The sequence below is a fragment of the Pseudomonas kitaguniensis genome, from assembly GCF_049199985.1.
Classification (GTDB): domain Bacteria; phylum Pseudomonadota; class Gammaproteobacteria; order Pseudomonadales; family Pseudomonadaceae; genus Aquipseudomonas; species Aquipseudomonas kitaguniensis.
In genome coordinates this window covers 350,602-368,488 of the sequence record NZ_JBLZPT010000002.1, presented here as the reverse complement: position 1 = coordinate 368,488, position 17,887 = coordinate 350,602, and the positions used below count along the sequence as shown (strand labels likewise).

The window sequence follows — 17,887 nt, the reverse complement described above, 5'->3', positions numbered from 1 at the left end:
CAGCCTCATCTGAAAGGGACCCGGGCATGCCTGAGCAACCCGCTTGTTGAGTTCTGCTAGGCACCGACCATCCATTTGGTCAGGCCATGTCGACCGCTGACCCCAAGCTTTGCTGTCGCGCGCTTGAGATAGGTTTCGATGGAGCTTTTTTTAAGACTGAGTTTTTCCGCTATTTCCGGCACGGTTTCACCGATCAGCAGGCCCAGGCACACTTCCTGCTCGCGGGTGGATAACGTAATGTCGCTCAGCATCAGGCGATTCTGGAACTCGTGCTGCATCTGAGTGTGTTCATTGGCGGTCACCGGGGTGGTCATCCAACTGCCGAGCCTTTTCAGCGTGCTCTGGCGACTGAACTGCGCGTAGCTTTCGATCAGTGGCAGCAGCGCTTCAGAGAGATTCTTGAGCAGCGACAGCTCAGTCAGTGAAAAATCACGCAGCGTGTGAGACCGGTATAAGGTCACCACACAGCGGCGCTTGGCTTTGCGCGACACCAGCATGCACTGGTGGGCCGCGACCCTGGAGGTAGCGCCATTGGCTGCGTTGCCCCGGTTATTCGCACGGATCAGCAACGAGTCCTCCATTTCAAACATCTCTTTTAACAACGGATGATCGTAATGGTGGCGGGTGCATTGAGGCGGCGGGATGACCGTTGGGTCGCCCGAGCTGCCGAGTTCCTTGATGTCCAACAGCATCGCCTGCGCGTCATCAATCGCCCACTCGCTGAGCGTCAGCGCGGTAATGGGCAATAACTTGCCGACCAGCTTCAACATGTTGAGCGCGAACAGGTCCTGATCAGTACTGGAAATCAACTCGCCGAGTATGAAATAGAAGTGCGGGCTATCAGCATTTTGAATACTGCTGGTCAGGTCCATAGTCCAATCATCCTTGATATCGACATTGTGTTCAGCGTCGGAGGCATTGAGAGGAAAACCATTGCTCCCTCCTTTAAGTCTTACTGTCTGGGTCGGCATTAGGCCTCATGCACGCTGGCCTGGTCTGTAATGGAAAGCTGGGACATGTCTGCGGGCATTAAACGAAGACTGCAACGCCGCTGCGAAACCCTCCAATACGCCACGCTTTTCCTCGAAAAACGTTTTGTACAGGCTTTGGGGGACAGCCGATTTTCAAGCAATCCGTACACTTGGCAGCCCCGGCACCCTGGCCGGTTGGAGCGGTTTGCCTGACGGGTCTGTCCCGGTCTTGAGTGTATTTGAGGAATGAATCCATGAAAAAAGAGCATGAGAACCCGCCCAAGCCAGGCTCGGTCTTGCGCCTGCTGTGGCAAAACCATCCCTGGCTGGCGTTCTTTTCATTGATCACCGGCATCGTCAGCGGCGTGGCAGCGATCGCCGTCATTAACGTGGTTAATCAGGCGATTTATGAGCAGGGCTCGCGGCTGCACTTGCTGTACTGGTTTATTGGCCTGAGTGTGCTGGCGTTGGCGTTTCGCAATGCGGCGACCTTGTTTCCCGCGTACGCCAACATGAAATTAATGACGCGCTTGCGCATTGCCTTGTGCCAGAAAATCCTCGCATCGCCGCTTGAAGAAGTCGACCGTCGCGGCCCGCCGAATGTGCTGACGCTGTTGACCACCGACATTCCGCAGCTCAACGCAACGCTGCTGGTGATGCCGGCGATACTGGTCGAGTCGACGGTGTTCATGGTCGGCCTGGCGTACCTCGCCTACCTGTCATGGACGGTATTTGCCGTGACCTTGGGGCTGCTGGTCGTCGGCGCCATGCTGTACGTTTTTCTATTCTTGGGCGGCGTGAAGTTCACCGGCCGCGTGCGTGACGAATTCACCGCGTTCAACGAACACACGCACGGCCTGGTGTTCGGCCTCAAAGAGCTCAAGCTGAATGGCATTCGCCGCCGCTGGTTCGCGCGTTCCGCCATCAAAGAGTCGTCCACGCGGGTGGCACGGTTCAATTTCATCGAGCACATGTGGTACCTCGGCGCCGAGAACATGGGCTTGCTCACCCAGTCGCTGTTGATCGGCAGCCTGGTATTCGCCCTGCCGTTTTTGATGGTCACCGACAGTCAAGTGATGACCGCGAGTGTGTTGACCGTGCTTTACATTCTGGGGCCGTTGGGGCTACTGATCAGTGCGATGCCGGTTGTCGCGCAGGGCCGGATTGCGGTCAGCCGGTTGGCGGAATTCGGCTTTCAGATCAATGAACGGCATGCTGATTCGGCTGAGCCGGACACCTCCAATGTGCTGCGCCTTGCGCACGTCAAGCAGTGGCAACACATCGCGCTCAAGGGTGTGGTGATGAATTACCAGGGCCCGGATGCCGAGCGCGGTTTTGCCCTCGGGCCTGTCGACCTGACGATCAACAGCGGTGAGTTGGTCTACATCATCGGCGGCAATGGCTGCGGTAAAAGCACACTGGTCAAAGCCTTGTGCGGATTGTATGTGCCGCAGGCGGGCGAGATTCTGGTCGACGGCGTGGCGGTGACCGACGAAACCCGCAGCGATTACCGTGACCTGTTTTCCGCCGTGTTCAGCGACTTCCACCTGTTCAACCGGCTGATCGGGCCGGATGGCGAAGAGGCAAGCCCGGCGCTGGCGCAAAAGTACCTGGCCACGCTGGGCCTGGAAGACAAAATCAAGATCGACGGGCTGGGTTATTCCACCACCAAAGAGTTGTCCTACGGCCAGCAAAAACGCCTGGCGTTGGTCTGCGCCTACATGGAAGACCGCCCGGTGTACGTGCTGGATGAGTGGGCAGCGGACCAGGACCCACCGTTCAAACGCTTCTTCTATGAAGAGTTGCTGCCCGACCTCAAGCGTCGCGGCAAGACCGTGCTGATCATCACCCACGACGATCAATACTTCCAACTGGCCGACCGTATCGTCAAGTTGGTCGATGGGCACATCGTGTCCGACGTGAGCCTCATTGCGCAGGATCGGCGCGCCTGATGTAAAACGCTGTACCTGTTCGCCCGATTGCCTGACGCCCGCCACCCTTTTGGTCGCGGGCGTTTTGTTTTTATGGATTTTAAAATCTATATAAAACAACAGCATAGATTGTTCATTGCGAAATATTTCACTGTCCCGTGAATGTCACGGATTCGGGTGACATACAGCCCAAAAGGCCGGTGCTTAAATTTGCCAATACCGTCTTCAGGTGACGCCTGTGCGTGGCCGTCCGGTGGTTTTTTGCAGAATTGGCGAGTGTCTGAGCCGCCCTACAAACCTGACATTTTAGTGACAAAAAACGCTGAGTTTCGCCTCAACCTCAATCGTTGTTGCGCGGTGATTCAGGTGGCACTGAAAAAACTCTGAGAAGGATTTTATGAAACGTTTTTCTGCAGTTGCCATGGGCGACCTCGTCGCGAAAAAGCTCTTTTCAAACACCGTTGTCATCGCACGTTTTGTCACGCAGGTGGTTGCATGAATTCGCTTATCCAGATGCCCCGCACGTTGCCCCTGACCGCCGCGCAAAAAGCCATCTGGCTGGACCAGATCAGCCAAGCGGATTCGCCGCTGTACAACATCGGTGCCTTCCTGGAACTCAACGGCCCGGTCAACGCGCAGCTGATGCAGCGCGCCGTCGAGTGGCTGGTGGCCAAACATGACGCGCTACGCCTTACGCTACTGAATGAAACCGACGCCGATGGCGTGCCGCTGCAGTACATTGCGGACGCGGTGCCGGTCGAGGTGCCGCTGTTTGACCTGTCTGATCGGGATGATCCTGCCGCTAGCGCCGTGGCGCTGGTAGAGCAGCAGATGGCCAGGCCGTTCTGCTTGACCGAGGCGCCGCTGTTTCGCTTTTTCCTGATCAAGCTGGGCGAGGCGCATTACTACTTCGGCAACCATGCCCACCACATCATCCTGGATGGGTGGGCTTTTGGTGAAATGCTGCAATCGTTGGGTGGTATCTACACGCGCCTGGCCGAAGAGCAGCAGCCCGACATGCAGGCGACGTCTTACGTCGACTTCATCTTCGACGACGCGCGCTATCGCGAATCGGCCCGTTACGCCAAAGACCGCGACTACTGGCAGGCGAAGTACCAGACGCTGCCGGAGCCGCTGTTTGCCGCGCGTCACCATGATCACTTTGCCAAGGGCAAGGCGCCAGGCTGTCATTACATTCGGCCATTCCCGGTGGCGCTGCACGCGCGCATGGGCGAGTTGGCAAAAGACTTTCAGGCCTCGACCTACCACGTGTTGCTGGCGGCGATGTACGTCTACTTCACCCGCGTTACGCAGCGTGATGAGTGGGTGGTGGGCCTGCCGTTGCTCAACCGTACGGCCAAATTCAAGGGCACCCTCGGCATGTTCACCCAGGTCAGCGCCGTGCGCTTCAGCCTGGGCCGCGAACTGAGCTTTGGCGAAGTGATTTGCGCAGTGCGCGATGTGCTCAAGCAGGATTACCGTCACCAGCGCTTTCCGCTCAGCGAGATGAACCTGCGCCCGGAAGCAGGGCAACTGTTCGACCTGACCCTGTCGTACGAGCAGGATGACCACCCGTTCCAGTTTGCCGGGCAGCGTGGCGACCTGGTCAAAGTCACCAATAATCACGAGCAAATGCCCCTGGCGTTTCACTTGCGGGCAAGCAACTACAAGGACAAAGCGTGGGCGCACTTCGTCTATAACCAAGCGTATTTCAATGCTGATGAAATCGAGGCGTTGGCCGAGCGCTTCACGTACGTGCTGGAGCAGGCGCTGGCGAATGCCGACCTCGCGGTGGGTGATTTCTCGCTGTGCACCGAGGCCGACCGCGCGCTGCTGCAACAGTGGAATGCCGAGGTGGGTTCATACCCCAGCGCTGACACGCTGCATGGCCTGTTTGAAGGCCAGGCTGCGGCCCGCCCGGATGCCACCGCCGTGGTGTTTGAAGAGCAGCGCTTGAGCTACAGCGAATTGAACCAGCGCGCCAACCAGGTCGCTCACCGCCTGCTGAACCTGGGCGTGCGCCTGGATGACCGGGTGGCGATTTGCGTGGAGCGCGGCCTCGACATGATTGTGGGCTTGCTCGGCATTCTGAAGGCGGGTGCCGGTTATGTGCCGATTGACCCGGCGTATCCGCAGGAACGCATCAGCTACACGCTGCAAGACAGTGCACCGTTGGCGGTGCTGGTGCAGCCCGCAACGGCGGCACGGGTCGCCGAGCTGTCGGTGGCGGTGATCGACCTGCAAGCCATCGATGGCCCGGCAGAGGCGTTTAGCAACCCGCAGGTGCCGGGCCTGACGTCGGCGAACCTGGCGTACGTGATCTACACCTCTGGTTCCACCGGCCTGCCCAAGGGCGTGATGATCGAACACCGCAACGTGGCGCGGCTGTTCTCGGCCACGCAAGGCTGGTTCAAGTTCAATCATCAGGACGTGTGGGCGCTGTTCCACTCGTTTGCGTTTGACTTCTCGGTCTGGGAAATCTGGGGCGCGCTGGTGCATGGCGCTGCGTTGTTGGTGGTGCCACAGCTCACCAGCCGCTCGCCGGATGACTGCTACGCGCTGCTGTGCAACGCCGGCGTCACGGTCCTCAACCAGACCCCAAGCGCCTTCCGCTCGCTGATCGCTGCGCAGGGCCAGAGCCCGCTCACGCATTCGCTGCGCCAGGTGATCTTCGGCGGTGAAGCCCTGGAGCCGGGAATTCTTAAACCCTGGTATGCGCGTGCGGCCAACGCCGCTGTGCAACTGGTCAACATGTACGGCATCACCGAAACCACGGTGCACGTCACCTATCACCCATTGCAGCCCGAAGACGCGCAACGAGTGGGCACCAGCCCGATCGGTGTGCGTATCCCCGACCTGCGCCTGTATGTGCTTGACGCCCAGGGCCAACAAGTACCTCACGGCGTCGAGGGCGAGTTGTATGTCGGCGGTGCAGGCGTGGCGCGCGGTTACCTGAACCGGCAGCAAATGAACGCCGAGCGTTTCCTCAGCGACCCTTTTGACAGCACGCCGGGTGCGCGCATGTACCGCACCGGCGACCTCGGCCGCTGGCAGGCGAATGGCACTATCGAGTACTTGGGGCGCAACGACGACCAGGTGAAAATCCGTGGTTTCCGTATCGAGTTGGGCGAGATCGAAGCGCGTCTTGCCGCCTGTGAGGGCGTACGCGAGGCGGTGGTGATTGCCCGCGAAGATGAACCCGGCGAAAAGCGCTTGGTGGCCTACCTGATCGCCGCCGACGGTGCCGACCTGAGTGCGGCCGATTTACGCACGCAGTTGCAGGTGTCGCTGGCCGACTACATGGTGCCCGGCGCGTTTGTGATGCTCACACAGTTGCCGCTGACCACCAACGGCAAGCTCGACCGCAAAGCCTTGCCCGCGCCGGACAACAATGCCTTCGCCCGGCGTGACTACGAGGCACCGCAAGGTGCGCTGGAAACCACGTTGGCACGCCTGTGGGGCGAGCTGCTCGGCGTCGAGCGGGTAGGGCGCCACGACCAGTTCTTTGAGCTGGGCGGCCATTCGCTGTTGGCGGTCAAGCTGATCGAACGCATGCGCCAAGTCGGCCTGAATGCTGATGTCGGCGTGCTGTTCGGCCAACCCACGCTGGTTGCGCTGGCTGCCGCCGCAGGCAGCCGGCACCAGGTACAGGTGCCGGCCAATCTGATCCCGGCCGATTGCAGCCGCATCACCCCGCACATGCTGCCGCTGGTTGAGTTACCGCAGGAACAGATCGACCTGATCGTCGCCGGTATTCCGGGCGGCGTTGCCAACGTGCAGGACATCTACGCATTGGTGCCGTTGCAGGGAGGCATCCTGTTTCACCACCAAACCAGCACCGACGGCGACCCGTACCTGCTGCAAGCTGTGCTGCGCATGCGCAGCCGCGAGCAGGTGGCGGATTTTGCCGAAGCCTTGCAACAGGTCATCGCGCGCCACGACATCCTGCGTACGTCGGTGGAGTGGCAAGGCCTGGACGAACCGGTGCAAGTGGTCTGGCGCGAAGCGCGCCTGCCGGTGCAGTACGTGCAGTTGCAGGCGTCGCCCAAGGATGTGGTCACGCAACTGCAGGAGCGCTTCGACCCGCGCCACACGCGCATGGACCTTACCCGGGCGCCGATGATGGCGCTGAACGTTGCCGAAGACCTGGCGGGCGGCGGCTGGGTCGCGGTGTTGCAGTTCCATCACCTGATCGATGACGCCACCTCGCTGGCGCTGCTTGGCCAGGAAATCGAAGCGTTTTTGCACGGGCGCGGCGACCAGTTGACGCCGTCGGTGCCATACCGCAACTACGTGGCGCAAACCCGGCTGGGCATCAGCCAGGCAAGCCATGAGGCGTTCTTTCGCGACATGCTCGCCGACGTCGACGAGCCGAGCCTGCCGTTCGGCCTGCAAGATGTGCAAGGCGATGGCCTGGGCATCGAGCAGGCGAGCTTGCCGGTAGCGCCGCAGTTGGGCCAGCGCCTGCGCGCGCAGGCTCGCCGGTTGGGCGTGAGCAATGCCAGCCTGCACCACTTGGCCTGGGGCCAAGTGGTCGGGCATTTGTCGGGTCGCCGCGACGTGGTGTTCGGCACCGTGTTGATGGGCCGCCTGAGCAGCGGCGAGGATGCCGACCGTGCCTTTGGCATGTTCATCAATACCTTGCCGCTGCGCGTTGAAGCGGGCGAGCAGGGCGTTGAACGCGCCTTGAAAACCACCCACGCACGCTTGGCCGCGTTGCTCGGCCATGAACACGCGCCGTTGTCACTGGCGCAACGCTGCAGTGGCGTTGCCGCGCCCACGCCGTTGTTCAGCGCGTTGCTCAACTACCGGCACGCGGCGGTGGGCGCGCAATCGGCGGCGGACGCTGGCAAGGCACTGAACTGGGCCGGCGTCGAAATGCTCGGCGGCGAGGAGCGCACCAATTTCCCGCTGATGCTCTCGGTCGACGACCTGGGCGATGCCTTCGGTCTGAGCGTGCAGGCGGTGGCGGGCGTCGACCCGCAGCGCGTCTGCGGCTATATGTACCAAGTACTGGAAGCCATCGCGGACGCCCTGGAACACCAGCCGGAGCAGGCGCTGCACAGCCTTGTGATGCTGCCGCAGGCCGAGCAGCAATTGCTGCTGGCGGCGTTCAACGCGTTTGATGCCGACTACCCCGTCACCCCAAGCGTGCACGCGCTGTTCGAAGCGCAGGCGTTGCGCCAGCCCGAGACGATAGCGGTCACCTACGCAGACCAATCGCTGAGCTACGGCGCGTTGAACGCGCTGGCCAACCAGATCGCCCACCGGCTGATCGCCGAAGGCATCGGCGCCAACGATCGGGTGGCGATCTGTGCCGAGCGCAGCCTGGAAATGATCGCCGGTCTGTTGGGCATCCTCAAGGCGGGCGCCGGTTACGTGCCGCTGGACCCAGCCTACCCCGACGAACGCCTGGCCTACATGCTGCAAGACAGCGCACCCAAAGTCTTGCTGACCCAACAGCGCCTGCAACAGCGCTTTACACCGTCGCTGTCGCAGGTATTGCTGTTGGACGCGCAGGCGCGTGCGGTCAACGGTATTCACGAGCAGCCAGATTACAACCCGCAGGTCAGCGGGGTTAACGCCGATGCCCTCGCCTACGTGATCTACACGTCCGGCTCCACCGGCCAGCCCAAGGGCGTGGCCATGCCGCACGGCCCGCTGGTTAACCTGATGCAGTGGCAGATCGCGCAAACCCTGACCGACGGCCGCCCGGCCCAGCGCACCCTGCAATTTGCCGCGCTGGGTTTTGACGTGGCCTTCCAGGAAGTTTTCAGCACCCTGTGCGCCGGTGGCGAGCTGTCGCTGATCCATGGCGATGTGCGGCTGAACTTTCGCGAACTGTTCCGGCATATCTGCGAGCAAGGTATCCAGCGCCTGTATTTACCGTGCATTGCCCTGCAAGCGCTGGCCGAAGCCGTGGCGGAAACCCCGGAACTCGGGCGCTTGCCGTGTGCGTTGAGCGATGTGATCACCGCCGGTGAGCAACTGCGCATCAGTGAGCAGATGCGCGCGCTGTTCCAGCGCTTACCCGGCTGCCGCCTGCACAACCATTACGGCCCCACCGAGTCCCACGTGACCACGGCACTGACCCTCGACGGCGACGTTGGCGCATGGCCGCTGCTGCCGTCGATTGGCGTGCCGGTGGCCAATACGCGCATCTACCTGCTGGACGAACAACTGCAACCGGTGCCGCTGGGCGTGGCCGGCGAGATTTACATTGGCGGTGCCTGCGTGGCGCGTGGCTATTTGCACCGTGATGACTTGACCGCCGAACGTTTCTTCGCCGACCCGTTCCAGCCGCAGGGCCGTGTGTACAAGACCGGCGACCTGGGCCGTTACCAGCGTAACGGTGAAATTGATTACCTGGGCCGCAACGACGGCCAAATCAAGATCCGTGGTTTTCGCGTGGAACTCGGCGAAATCGAAGCACGTTTGGTGCAGCACGCCGGCATTCGTGATGCGGCGGTATTGGTGCGCGAAGACAGCCCCGGCGACAAACGCCTGGTCGCCTATTTCACGGCGCAGGCCGAGCACGGACTGCCGGGGATTGACGGCCTGCGCGCGCATTTGCAAGCGCTGTTGCCCGACTACATGATTCCGGCGGCCTACGTGCAGTTGGCCAAACTGCCGCTGTCACCCAACGGCAAGCTCGACCGCCGTGCCTTGCCGGTGCCGGATGTCGACGCGTTTGCCAGCCGTGAATACGCAGCGCCGCAAGGTGCTACCGAAACCACCCTGGCGGAGCTGTGGGCGCAGGTGCTCGGCGTTGCGCGCGTGGGCCGCCACGACAACTTCTTTGAACTGGGCGGCCACTCGTTGCTGGCGGTCAAGCTCATCGAACGCATGCGCCAGCGCGGCATGAGCGCCGATGTGCGCGTGTTGTTCGGCCAACCGACGTTGCTCGCGCTGGCCGCGGCGGTGGGCGGCGGCAGTGAAATCCAGGTGCCGGCCAACCGCATTCCGCTCGACTGCGCGCAGCTTCGCGCCGACATGCTGCCGTTGATCAAACTGAGCCAGGGCGAGCTTGAGCGGATTGTCGCGCGGGTGCCCGGTGGCGCGCGCAATGTGCAGGATATTTACCCGCTGGCGCCGTTGCAGCAGGGCATTCTGTACCACCACATCACCAGCGAGCAGGGCGATCCGTACCTGTTGCAGGCCACCTTCAGCCTGCAAAGCCGCGAACAACTCGACACCTTCGTGCAGGCCTTGCAGGCCGTCATCAACCGCCATGACATCACGCGCACAGCGGTGCTCTGGGAAGACCTTGAACAGCCTGTGCAAGTGGTGCTGCGTTGCGCCGAACTGGCGCTGGAAGCCCTCAGTTTTGATCCGGCCCAAGGCACTGTGCTGGAGCAATTGCACGCACGCTTCGACCCGCGCCAGGTGCGCTTGAACCTCAGCCAGGCGCCGCTGTTGCACCTGGCTTACGTGCACGATGAAGCCAACCAGCGCTGGCTGGCCATGCTGTTGTTCCACCACATCGCCATGGACCACACGGCGCTGGATGTGATCAACGAGGAAGTGCTCGCCTACCATAACGGCGGCTTCGCGCAACTGGATGCGGCGATGCCGTACCGCAATTACGTGGCCCAAGCCTTGCTCGGTGTGAGCCAGGCTGCGCACGAAGCGTTCTTCCGCGAAATGCTCGGCGACGTCGACGAACCGACCTTGCCGTTTGGTTTGCAGGAAGTGCAGGGCGACGGTCTGGCGGCCGCAGAGGCGAAGATCCAGCTGGACGCAAACCTGTGCCGGCGTCTGCGCGCGCAGGCACGCCACTTGGGTGTCAGCGCCGCCAGCCTGCATCACTTGGCGTGGGCGCGTGTGCTGGCCGCCGTCAGTGGGCGTGACGACGTGGTGTTCGGCACGGTGTTGCTGGGCCGCATGCAAAGCGGTGACGGCGCCGACCGTGCCTTGGGCATGTTCATCAACACCTTGCCGCTGCGCGTGGCGGTTGGCGCCCACGACGTGCGCGCCGGGGTGCGGGCCACTCATGCACGGCTGAGTGCGCTGCTCGGCCACGAACATGCACCGCTGGTGGTGGCGCAACGTTGCAGCGCGGTGCCGGCGTCGTTACCGCTGTTCAGTTCGATCCTCAACTACCGTCACAGCCCGTTGCTGGACAGTGCAGGGCCGCCGTGCTGGGCCGGTGCCGAAGTACTTGAAGTGCGCGAGCGCACCAACTACCCGTGCATGCTCTCGGTCGACGACCAGGGCGAAGGCTTCCTGCTCGGGGTGCAAACTACCGGTGTCGACGCCGAGCGCGTGGCGGCTTACATGCAAACCGCCTTGGGCAGCTTGGTGGAGGCGCTGGAGAGCGCGCCGCACACCACCTTGCAGCAGCTGTCGGTGCTGCCGGCCGCCGAACGTGAAACCCTGCTCGAAACTTTCAACGACACCGCCAGGGACTACCCGCTGCAACAGACGATTCATGCTCTGTTCGAAGCTCAGGTTGAGCGCACACCGGACGCCATCGCCGTTCAGGCCGAAGGTCAGCGCTTGAGCTACCGCGAGCTTAACCAGCGCGCCAACCGCTTGGCCCACCACCTGCGCGAGCAGGGTGTGCAGTTGGAGTCGCGGGTGGCTATCTGCGTCGAGCGAGGCATTGACATGGTCGTCGGCTTGTTGGCCATCCTCAAGTCCGGGGGCGGCTACGTACCGCTGGACCCGGCCTATCCGCCGGAGCGTCTGGCCTACATGCTCGACGACTGCACGCCCGCCGTGGTGGTGGTGCAAGACGCCACGCGTGGCTTGCTCGCAGAGCTTGCGGCGCCGGTGGTGAACCTCGACCAGAACACCTGGCAACAGCAGTCAGCGGACAATCCGCAGGTGCCGGGCCTGACCCCGCAGCATCAGGCCTACGTGATCTACACCTCAGGCTCCACCGGCAAACCCAAGGGCGTGCTCAACGAGCACAGCCCGGTGGTCAACCGCTTGCTGTGCATGCAGGACGCTTACCGCCTGGACAGCTCGGACGCGCTGTTGCAGAAAACCCCGTTCAGCTTCGACGTGTCGGTGTGGGAGTTCTTCTGGCCGCTGTTCACCGGCGCACGCCTGGTCATGGCGCGCCCTGACGGCCACAAAGACCCGGCCTATTTGTGCGAGGTGATCGAGGCTGAGCAGATCACCACCGTGCATTTTGTGCCGTCGATGCTCGATGTTTTCCTCGCCCACGGTGACGTCAGCCAGGCCGCCGGTCTGGTGCGCGTGATGTGCAGCGGTGAAGCGTTGCCGGGCAGCCTGGTGCGGCGCTTCAAGGCGCAATTACCGGGCAGTGCCTTGCTCAACCACTACGGCCCCACCGAGGCCGCCATTGAAGTGACTGCCTGGGATTGCAGCGGTGCGCTGACCGCGGATAACACGCCCATCGGCAAACCGATCGGCAACGTGCGCCTGTACATCCTCGACGAGCAACTGCAGCCGGTGCCTCTGGGCGTGCGCGGTGAGCTGTTCATCGGCGGCGTGCAAGTTGCCCGTGGCTACTTGAAACGTCCTGAACTGACCGCCGAACGTTTCCTCAAGGACCCGTTCAGCCCGGGGCGTATTTACCGCACCGGCGACGTCGCGCGCTTCTTGCCCGACGGCAATATCGAATACCTCGGCCGCAATGACGACCAGGTGAAGATCCGTGGCGTGCGTATCGAACTCGGTGAAATCCAGGCACGCCTGGCCGAGTTTCCGCAGGTGAATGACGCGACGGTTATCGCTCGCGAAGACGTACCGGGGGACAAGCGTCTGGTGGCTTATTACACCGGCATGCACAGCGCCAACGAGGCGTTGCGCGCGCACATGCTTGAGCAACTGCCCGAGTTCATGGTGCCGCAGGTGTTCGTGCACCTCGACGCCTTGCCGTTGAACCCCAACGGCAAACTCGACCGCAAGGCCTTGCCGGCACCAGACCTCGGCTTGCTGCGCAGCCATGCGTACGAAGCACCGCAAGGCGACATCGAAATCGCCATGGCCAGGCACTGGATGGAGTTGCTGAACGTGGAGCGCGTGGGCCGCCACGACAACTTCCTTGAGCTGGGCGGCCATTCACTGCTGGCGGTCAGCCTGATCGGGCGCTTACGCCAAGAGGGTATCGAGGCGAACGTCAAGGCGCTGTTCGAACACTCGGCGCTGTGGGAATACGCGGCTATTACGCAACGAATGGAGATGGTCCTGTGAGTGTTATCGAACTGTTGGCGACACTGAAAGAAAAAGACGTACAGCTTTCCGTCAAGGGCGATCAACTGGTGTTGCAGGGCAACAAGCTGGCATTGAGCGAGCCGGGCGTGCTGGCCTCGCTACGTGAGCACAAGGCTGCGCTGATCGCGTTGATCAATGCTGGCGAATACTCCGCGCAGCGTGCCGGGCACCTCGACGTGCCGGCGAATGCCATCGCCGCCGATTGCACGCGTATCACGCCGTCGATGTTGCCGCTGGTGGAATTGAGCCAGCCGGCCATCGACCGTATCGTCGCCACGGTGCCGGGCGGTGCCGCGAATGTTCAGGATATTTACCCGCTGGCGGCGCTTCAGGAAGGCATCTTTTACCACCATGTCACCGCGCGCCAGGGTGATATTTACCTGATGCGCTCACAGTTTGCGATGGCCACGCGCGCGCACCTGGACGCGTTCGTTGTGGCCTTGCAGTACGTGGTTGACCGGCATGACATCCTGCGCACCAGCGTGGTCTGGGAAGGTTTGGAGGCGCCGGTGCAAGTGGTCTGGCGCCAGTCGCAGCTGGTGGTTAACCAGGTTGAACTGGACGTTTGCGACGAGCCGGTGACCGAGCAGTTGTATCGGCGTTTCGACACCCGCGCCATGCACATGCAGCTGGGCCAGGCGCCGTTGCTGCGGGTGGTGATTGCCGAAGACCCGGCCAACCAGCGCTGGGTGGCGATGTTGCTGTTCCATCACATCGCCATCGACCATGTGGCGATGCAAGTGGTGTATCAGGAGCTGCACGCGTATTTGAACGGCTATGCCGATCAACTCGGCCCAGCCGCGCCGTACCGCAACTATGTCGCCCAGGCGCGCTTGGGCATGACGGTGCAAGAACACGAGGGGTTCTTTCGCGACATGCTCGGCGACCTCGACGAGCCGACGCTGCCGTTCGGCCATCAGGATGTGCAGGGCGATGCGCACGTGGTCGATATTGAGCACTTGCTGGACGCAGGCCTGAGCCGCCGCTCGCGGGCCCAGGCGCGCCAGCAAATAGTCAGTGTGGCCAGCCTGCATCACCTGGCGTGGGCGCAGGTATTGGGGCGAATTTCCGGGCGTGATGACGTGGTCTTCGGCACCGTGCTGATGGGCCGCATGGGTGGCGCGCAGGGCAGTGAGCATGGCCTTGGGCTGTTCATCAACACCTTGCCGCTGCGCCTGGACGTGGGCGCACTGGACGTGCAAGCAGCGACCAAAGCCGCGCATGTGCGGCTGACGCGTTTGCTTGGGCATGAACACGCGCCGCTGGCGCTGGCCCAGCGTTGCAGCGGCGTGGCCGCGCCCACGCCGTTGTTCAGTGCGCTGATCAACTACCGGCAAAGCCCGGCGCCGGCCGCCAGTGCCCAGCACTGGGACGGTATTGAGTTGCTCGGCGGCGAGGGCCGCAGTAACTACCCGCTGGTGTTGTCAGTGGACGACGTGGGTGAGGATTTCAGCTTGACCCTGCAAGGGGTTGCCAGCATGCCGTTGCAGCGCATCCTCGGCTATTTGCTGACGGCGCTGGACAGCCTGGTGTGCGCGCTGGAACGGGGCCAGGCCACGCCGATGCGCGACTTGCCGATTGTGCCCGGCGATGAACTCGACACGTTGCTGACAGGCTTCAACGACACGGCCAGGGCTTACCCGCGCGGGCAGACGATTCATGCGTTGTTTGAGGCCCGCGCCGCAGCGCAGGCGCAGACGGTGGCGGTGCGTCAGGGCGAGCAGCAGTTGAGCTATCAACAGCTTAATGAGCAGGCCAACCAACTCGCCCGACAGCTGATTGCGCTGGGCGTTGGCCCGGATGATCGCGTGGCCATTTGTGCGCGGCGCAGTGTCGAGACGCTGGTTGGCCTGGTGGCGATTCTCAAGGCTGGCGCGGCGTACGTGCCGATTGACCCGGCCCATCCGCAGGAGCGTATTGCCTACCTGCTGCAAGACAGCGCACCGGTGGCGGTGCTGGTGCAAACCGCCACCCGTGCGCTGGTCAGTGGGCTGTCGGTGCCGGTCATCGACCTTGATGCCATCGATTGGCAGGCAGGCTTTGCCGCTGATCCGCAAGTGGCTGGCCTGACCCCGGCCCACCTCGCCTATGTGATTTACACGTCCGGTTCCACCGGCCAGCCCAAAGGTGTGATGGTCGAACACCGCACCCTCGAAAACCTGGTGAACTGGCATTGCGAGGCGTTCGACCTGCACCCTGGCGGGCACACCTCCAGCGTCGCCGGTTTCGGTTTCGACGCGATGGCGTGGGAGGTCTGGCCTGCGCTGTGCGTGGGCGCAACCGTGCACCTGCCGCCGGCGCAGCAAGCCAATGAAGACATCGATGCGCTGTTGCGCTGGTGGGTGGCGCAGCCACTTGATGTGAGTTTTCTGCCCACGCCGGTGGCCGAATACGCTTTCAGCCAAGGCATCGAACACCCCACGCTGAAAACCCTGTTGATCGGTGGTGATCGACTGCGCCAGTTCGGCACGTCCCAGCGTTTTAAGTTGGTCAACAACTACGGCCCCACCGAAGCCACGGTGGTGGCCACCTCCGGCGTGATCGAAGCCGGCAAAGTTCTGCACATCGGCAAGCCTGTCGCCAACGCGCAGGTGTACGTGCTCGATGCGCAACAGCAGCCCGTGCCGCAGGGTGTGGCCGGTGAGCTGTATGTGGCTGGCGCCGGTGTGGCGCGCGGTTACCTCAACCGCCCGCAAATGACCGCCGAGCGTTTCCTCAACGACCCGTTCAGCCACGAGCCGCAGGCGCGCATGTACCGCACCGGTGACCTCGTGCGCTGGCTGGCGGACGGCACCCTGGAGTACCTGGGCCGTAACGACGACCAGGTGAAGATCCGTGGCGTGCGCATCGAGCTGGGCGAAATCGAAAGCCGCCTCGGCGACTATGCGGCTGTCCGTGAAGCCGTGGTGCTGGCCCGTGACGGTCGGCTGGTGGCGTACTTCACCGAAAAACAGCCGGTCGATCTCGAGACTCTGCGCGGTTGGCTGCAAACGCAGTTGCCGGACTACATGGTGCCGGCCGCCTACGTGCGGCTGGACCAATTGCCACTCACCGCCAACGGCAAACTCGACCGCAAGGCGCTGCCGGCGCCCGGCCTTGAGTCGGTACTCAGCCGCGAGTACGCAGCGCCGCAAGGCGAGGTTGAAACCACCCTCGCGCAGATCTGGGCAGACGTGCTCAAGGTTGAGCAAGTGGGGCGCCACGATCATTTCTTTGAACTGGGCGGCCATTCGTTGCTCGCCGTCAACTTGGTGGAGCGCATGCGCCAGGCCGGTTTGAGCGCCGATGTGCGCGTGCTGTTCAGCCAGCCAACCCTGGCGGCGCTGGCCGCGGCGGTGGGCGGCGGCCACGAGGTGGTGGTGCCGGCCAACCTGATTGTGCCCGGCTGCGTGCACATCACGCCTGAGCTGTTACCGCTGGCGGCCATCAGCCAGGCCAGCATCGACCTGATCGTCGCTGCCGTCCCCGGTGGGGCTGCCAATGTGCAGGACATTTACCCGCTGGCACCGTTGCAGGAAGGCATTCTTTATTTGCACTTGTCGGCGCAACAGCGTGACCCTTACGTATTGAAGTCGCAGTTCGCGTTTGACGATATTGAGCGCCTGCACGCGTTCTGCAACGCCTTGCAAACCGTGGTTGACCGGCATGACATCATGCGCACCGCCGTGCTCTGGGAAGGGCTGGAGCAGCCGATGCAAGTGGTGCTGCGCGATGCGCAACTGTCCATAGAACAGTTCGAACCCGCGTCAGGTGGCGCTTCGGTGGTCGACCAACTACGCGCCGATGTCGACACTCGCTACGCACGTTTGAACCTTAACCAGGCGCCGTTGATGCGCGTGGTGCATGCCTACGACCAGGCGCGCGGGCAGATCGTCGCGTTCTTCCTGTTCCACCACTTGGTGCTCGATCACACGGCGCTGGAGGTGGTGCAGTCTGAAATGCACGCGTGTCTGCAAGGCCAGGCCGAGCGTTTGGGTGCAAGCGTGCCGTATCGTAATTACGTCGCGCAGGCGCGGCTGGGCGTCAGCGAGCAGGCGCATGAAGCGTTCTTTCGCGAGATGCTCGCCGACATTGATGAGCCGACGCTGCCGTTCGGGCTGCAAAACGTCGAGGATGACGGTGCAGGCATCGATGAGGCCTGCCTGACCCTTAACGACAACGTGAGCCGCCGCCTGCGCGCCAGCGCCCGTCAACTCGGGGTCAGCCCGGCAAGCGTGTTTCACCTGGCGTGGGCGCAGGTGCTGGGGGTTGTCGCGAATACCGACCGCGTGGTGTTCGGCACGGTGATGATGGGCCGCCTGCAGGGCGGTGAGGGCGCCGACCGTGCGCTGGGCATGTTTATCAACACGCTGCCGCTGCGCGTCGACATCGACGGGCAAGCCGTGCAGGCCGCGCTCAAAGCCACGCACCTGCGCCTGAGCGGCTTGCTCGGTCACGAACATGCCTCGCTGGCATTGGCGCAACGCTGCAGCAGCGTCGCGCATTCCACACCGCTGTTCAGTGCCTTGCTCAACTACCGCCACAGCGCAGCGCCGTCAGCGGCCGAACACACCGCGCAACAGCAGGCGTGGCAGGGCATTCAGGTGGTTGACGTGCATGAGCGCACCAACTATCCGCTGAGTGTGAGTGTTAACGACCTCGGCGAACAGTTCAGCCTGAGTACTTTGGCCGTGGCGTCGGTGGGGGCGCAGAAAGTCTGTGGTTATTTGAATACGGCCCTGGAGCAATTGGTCGAGGCGCTGGAGCACACGCCGTATGCAGCGCTGAACCGGTTGTCGATTCTGCCGGCGGATGAGC

General features: G+C 62.7%; 3 protein-coding genes and 2 pseudogenes. 4 read left to right on the top strand and 1 reads right to left on the bottom strand.

The window, feature by feature from the left end:
• Window positions 1–56 precede the first annotated feature (56 nt).
• Window positions 57–872, bottom strand: a complete 816-nt coding sequence (locus ACOZK9_RS05355) for a helix-turn-helix transcriptional regulator (protein WP_058411223.1) — start codon at window positions 870–872, stop codon at window positions 57–59.
• 353 nt (window positions 873–1,225) lie between these two features.
• On the opposite strand from ACOZK9_RS05355, the gene ACOZK9_RS05350 reads away from it, so the two are divergent.
• From ACOZK9_RS05350 to ACOZK9_RS05330, 4 genes and pseudogenes are all read left to right on the top strand, one after another.
• Window positions 1,226–2,923 carry a cyclic peptide export ABC transporter gene (locus ACOZK9_RS05350; protein WP_152748400.1) on the top strand — a complete coding sequence of 566 codons (1,698 nt, stop codon included), beginning with the start codon at window positions 1,226–1,228 and terminating at the stop codon, window positions 2,921–2,923.
• A gap of 474 nt (window positions 2,924–3,397) precedes the next feature.
• Window positions 3,398–13,069, top strand: a complete 9,672-nt coding sequence (locus tag ACOZK9_RS05345) for a non-ribosomal peptide synthetase (protein WP_421555403.1) — start codon at window positions 3,398–3,400, stop codon at window positions 13,067–13,069.
• Between the two features lie 245 nt (window positions 13,070–13,314).
• A pseudogene (locus ACOZK9_RS27460) lies at window positions 13,315–16,368 on the top strand (non-ribosomal peptide synthetase); the annotation flags it as partial.
• Window positions 16,351–17,886, top strand: a pseudogene (locus ACOZK9_RS05330) (condensation domain-containing protein); the annotation flags it as partial. The pseudogenes ACOZK9_RS27460 and ACOZK9_RS05330, both read left to right, overlap by 18 nt.
• Window position 17,887 lies beyond the last annotated feature (1 nt).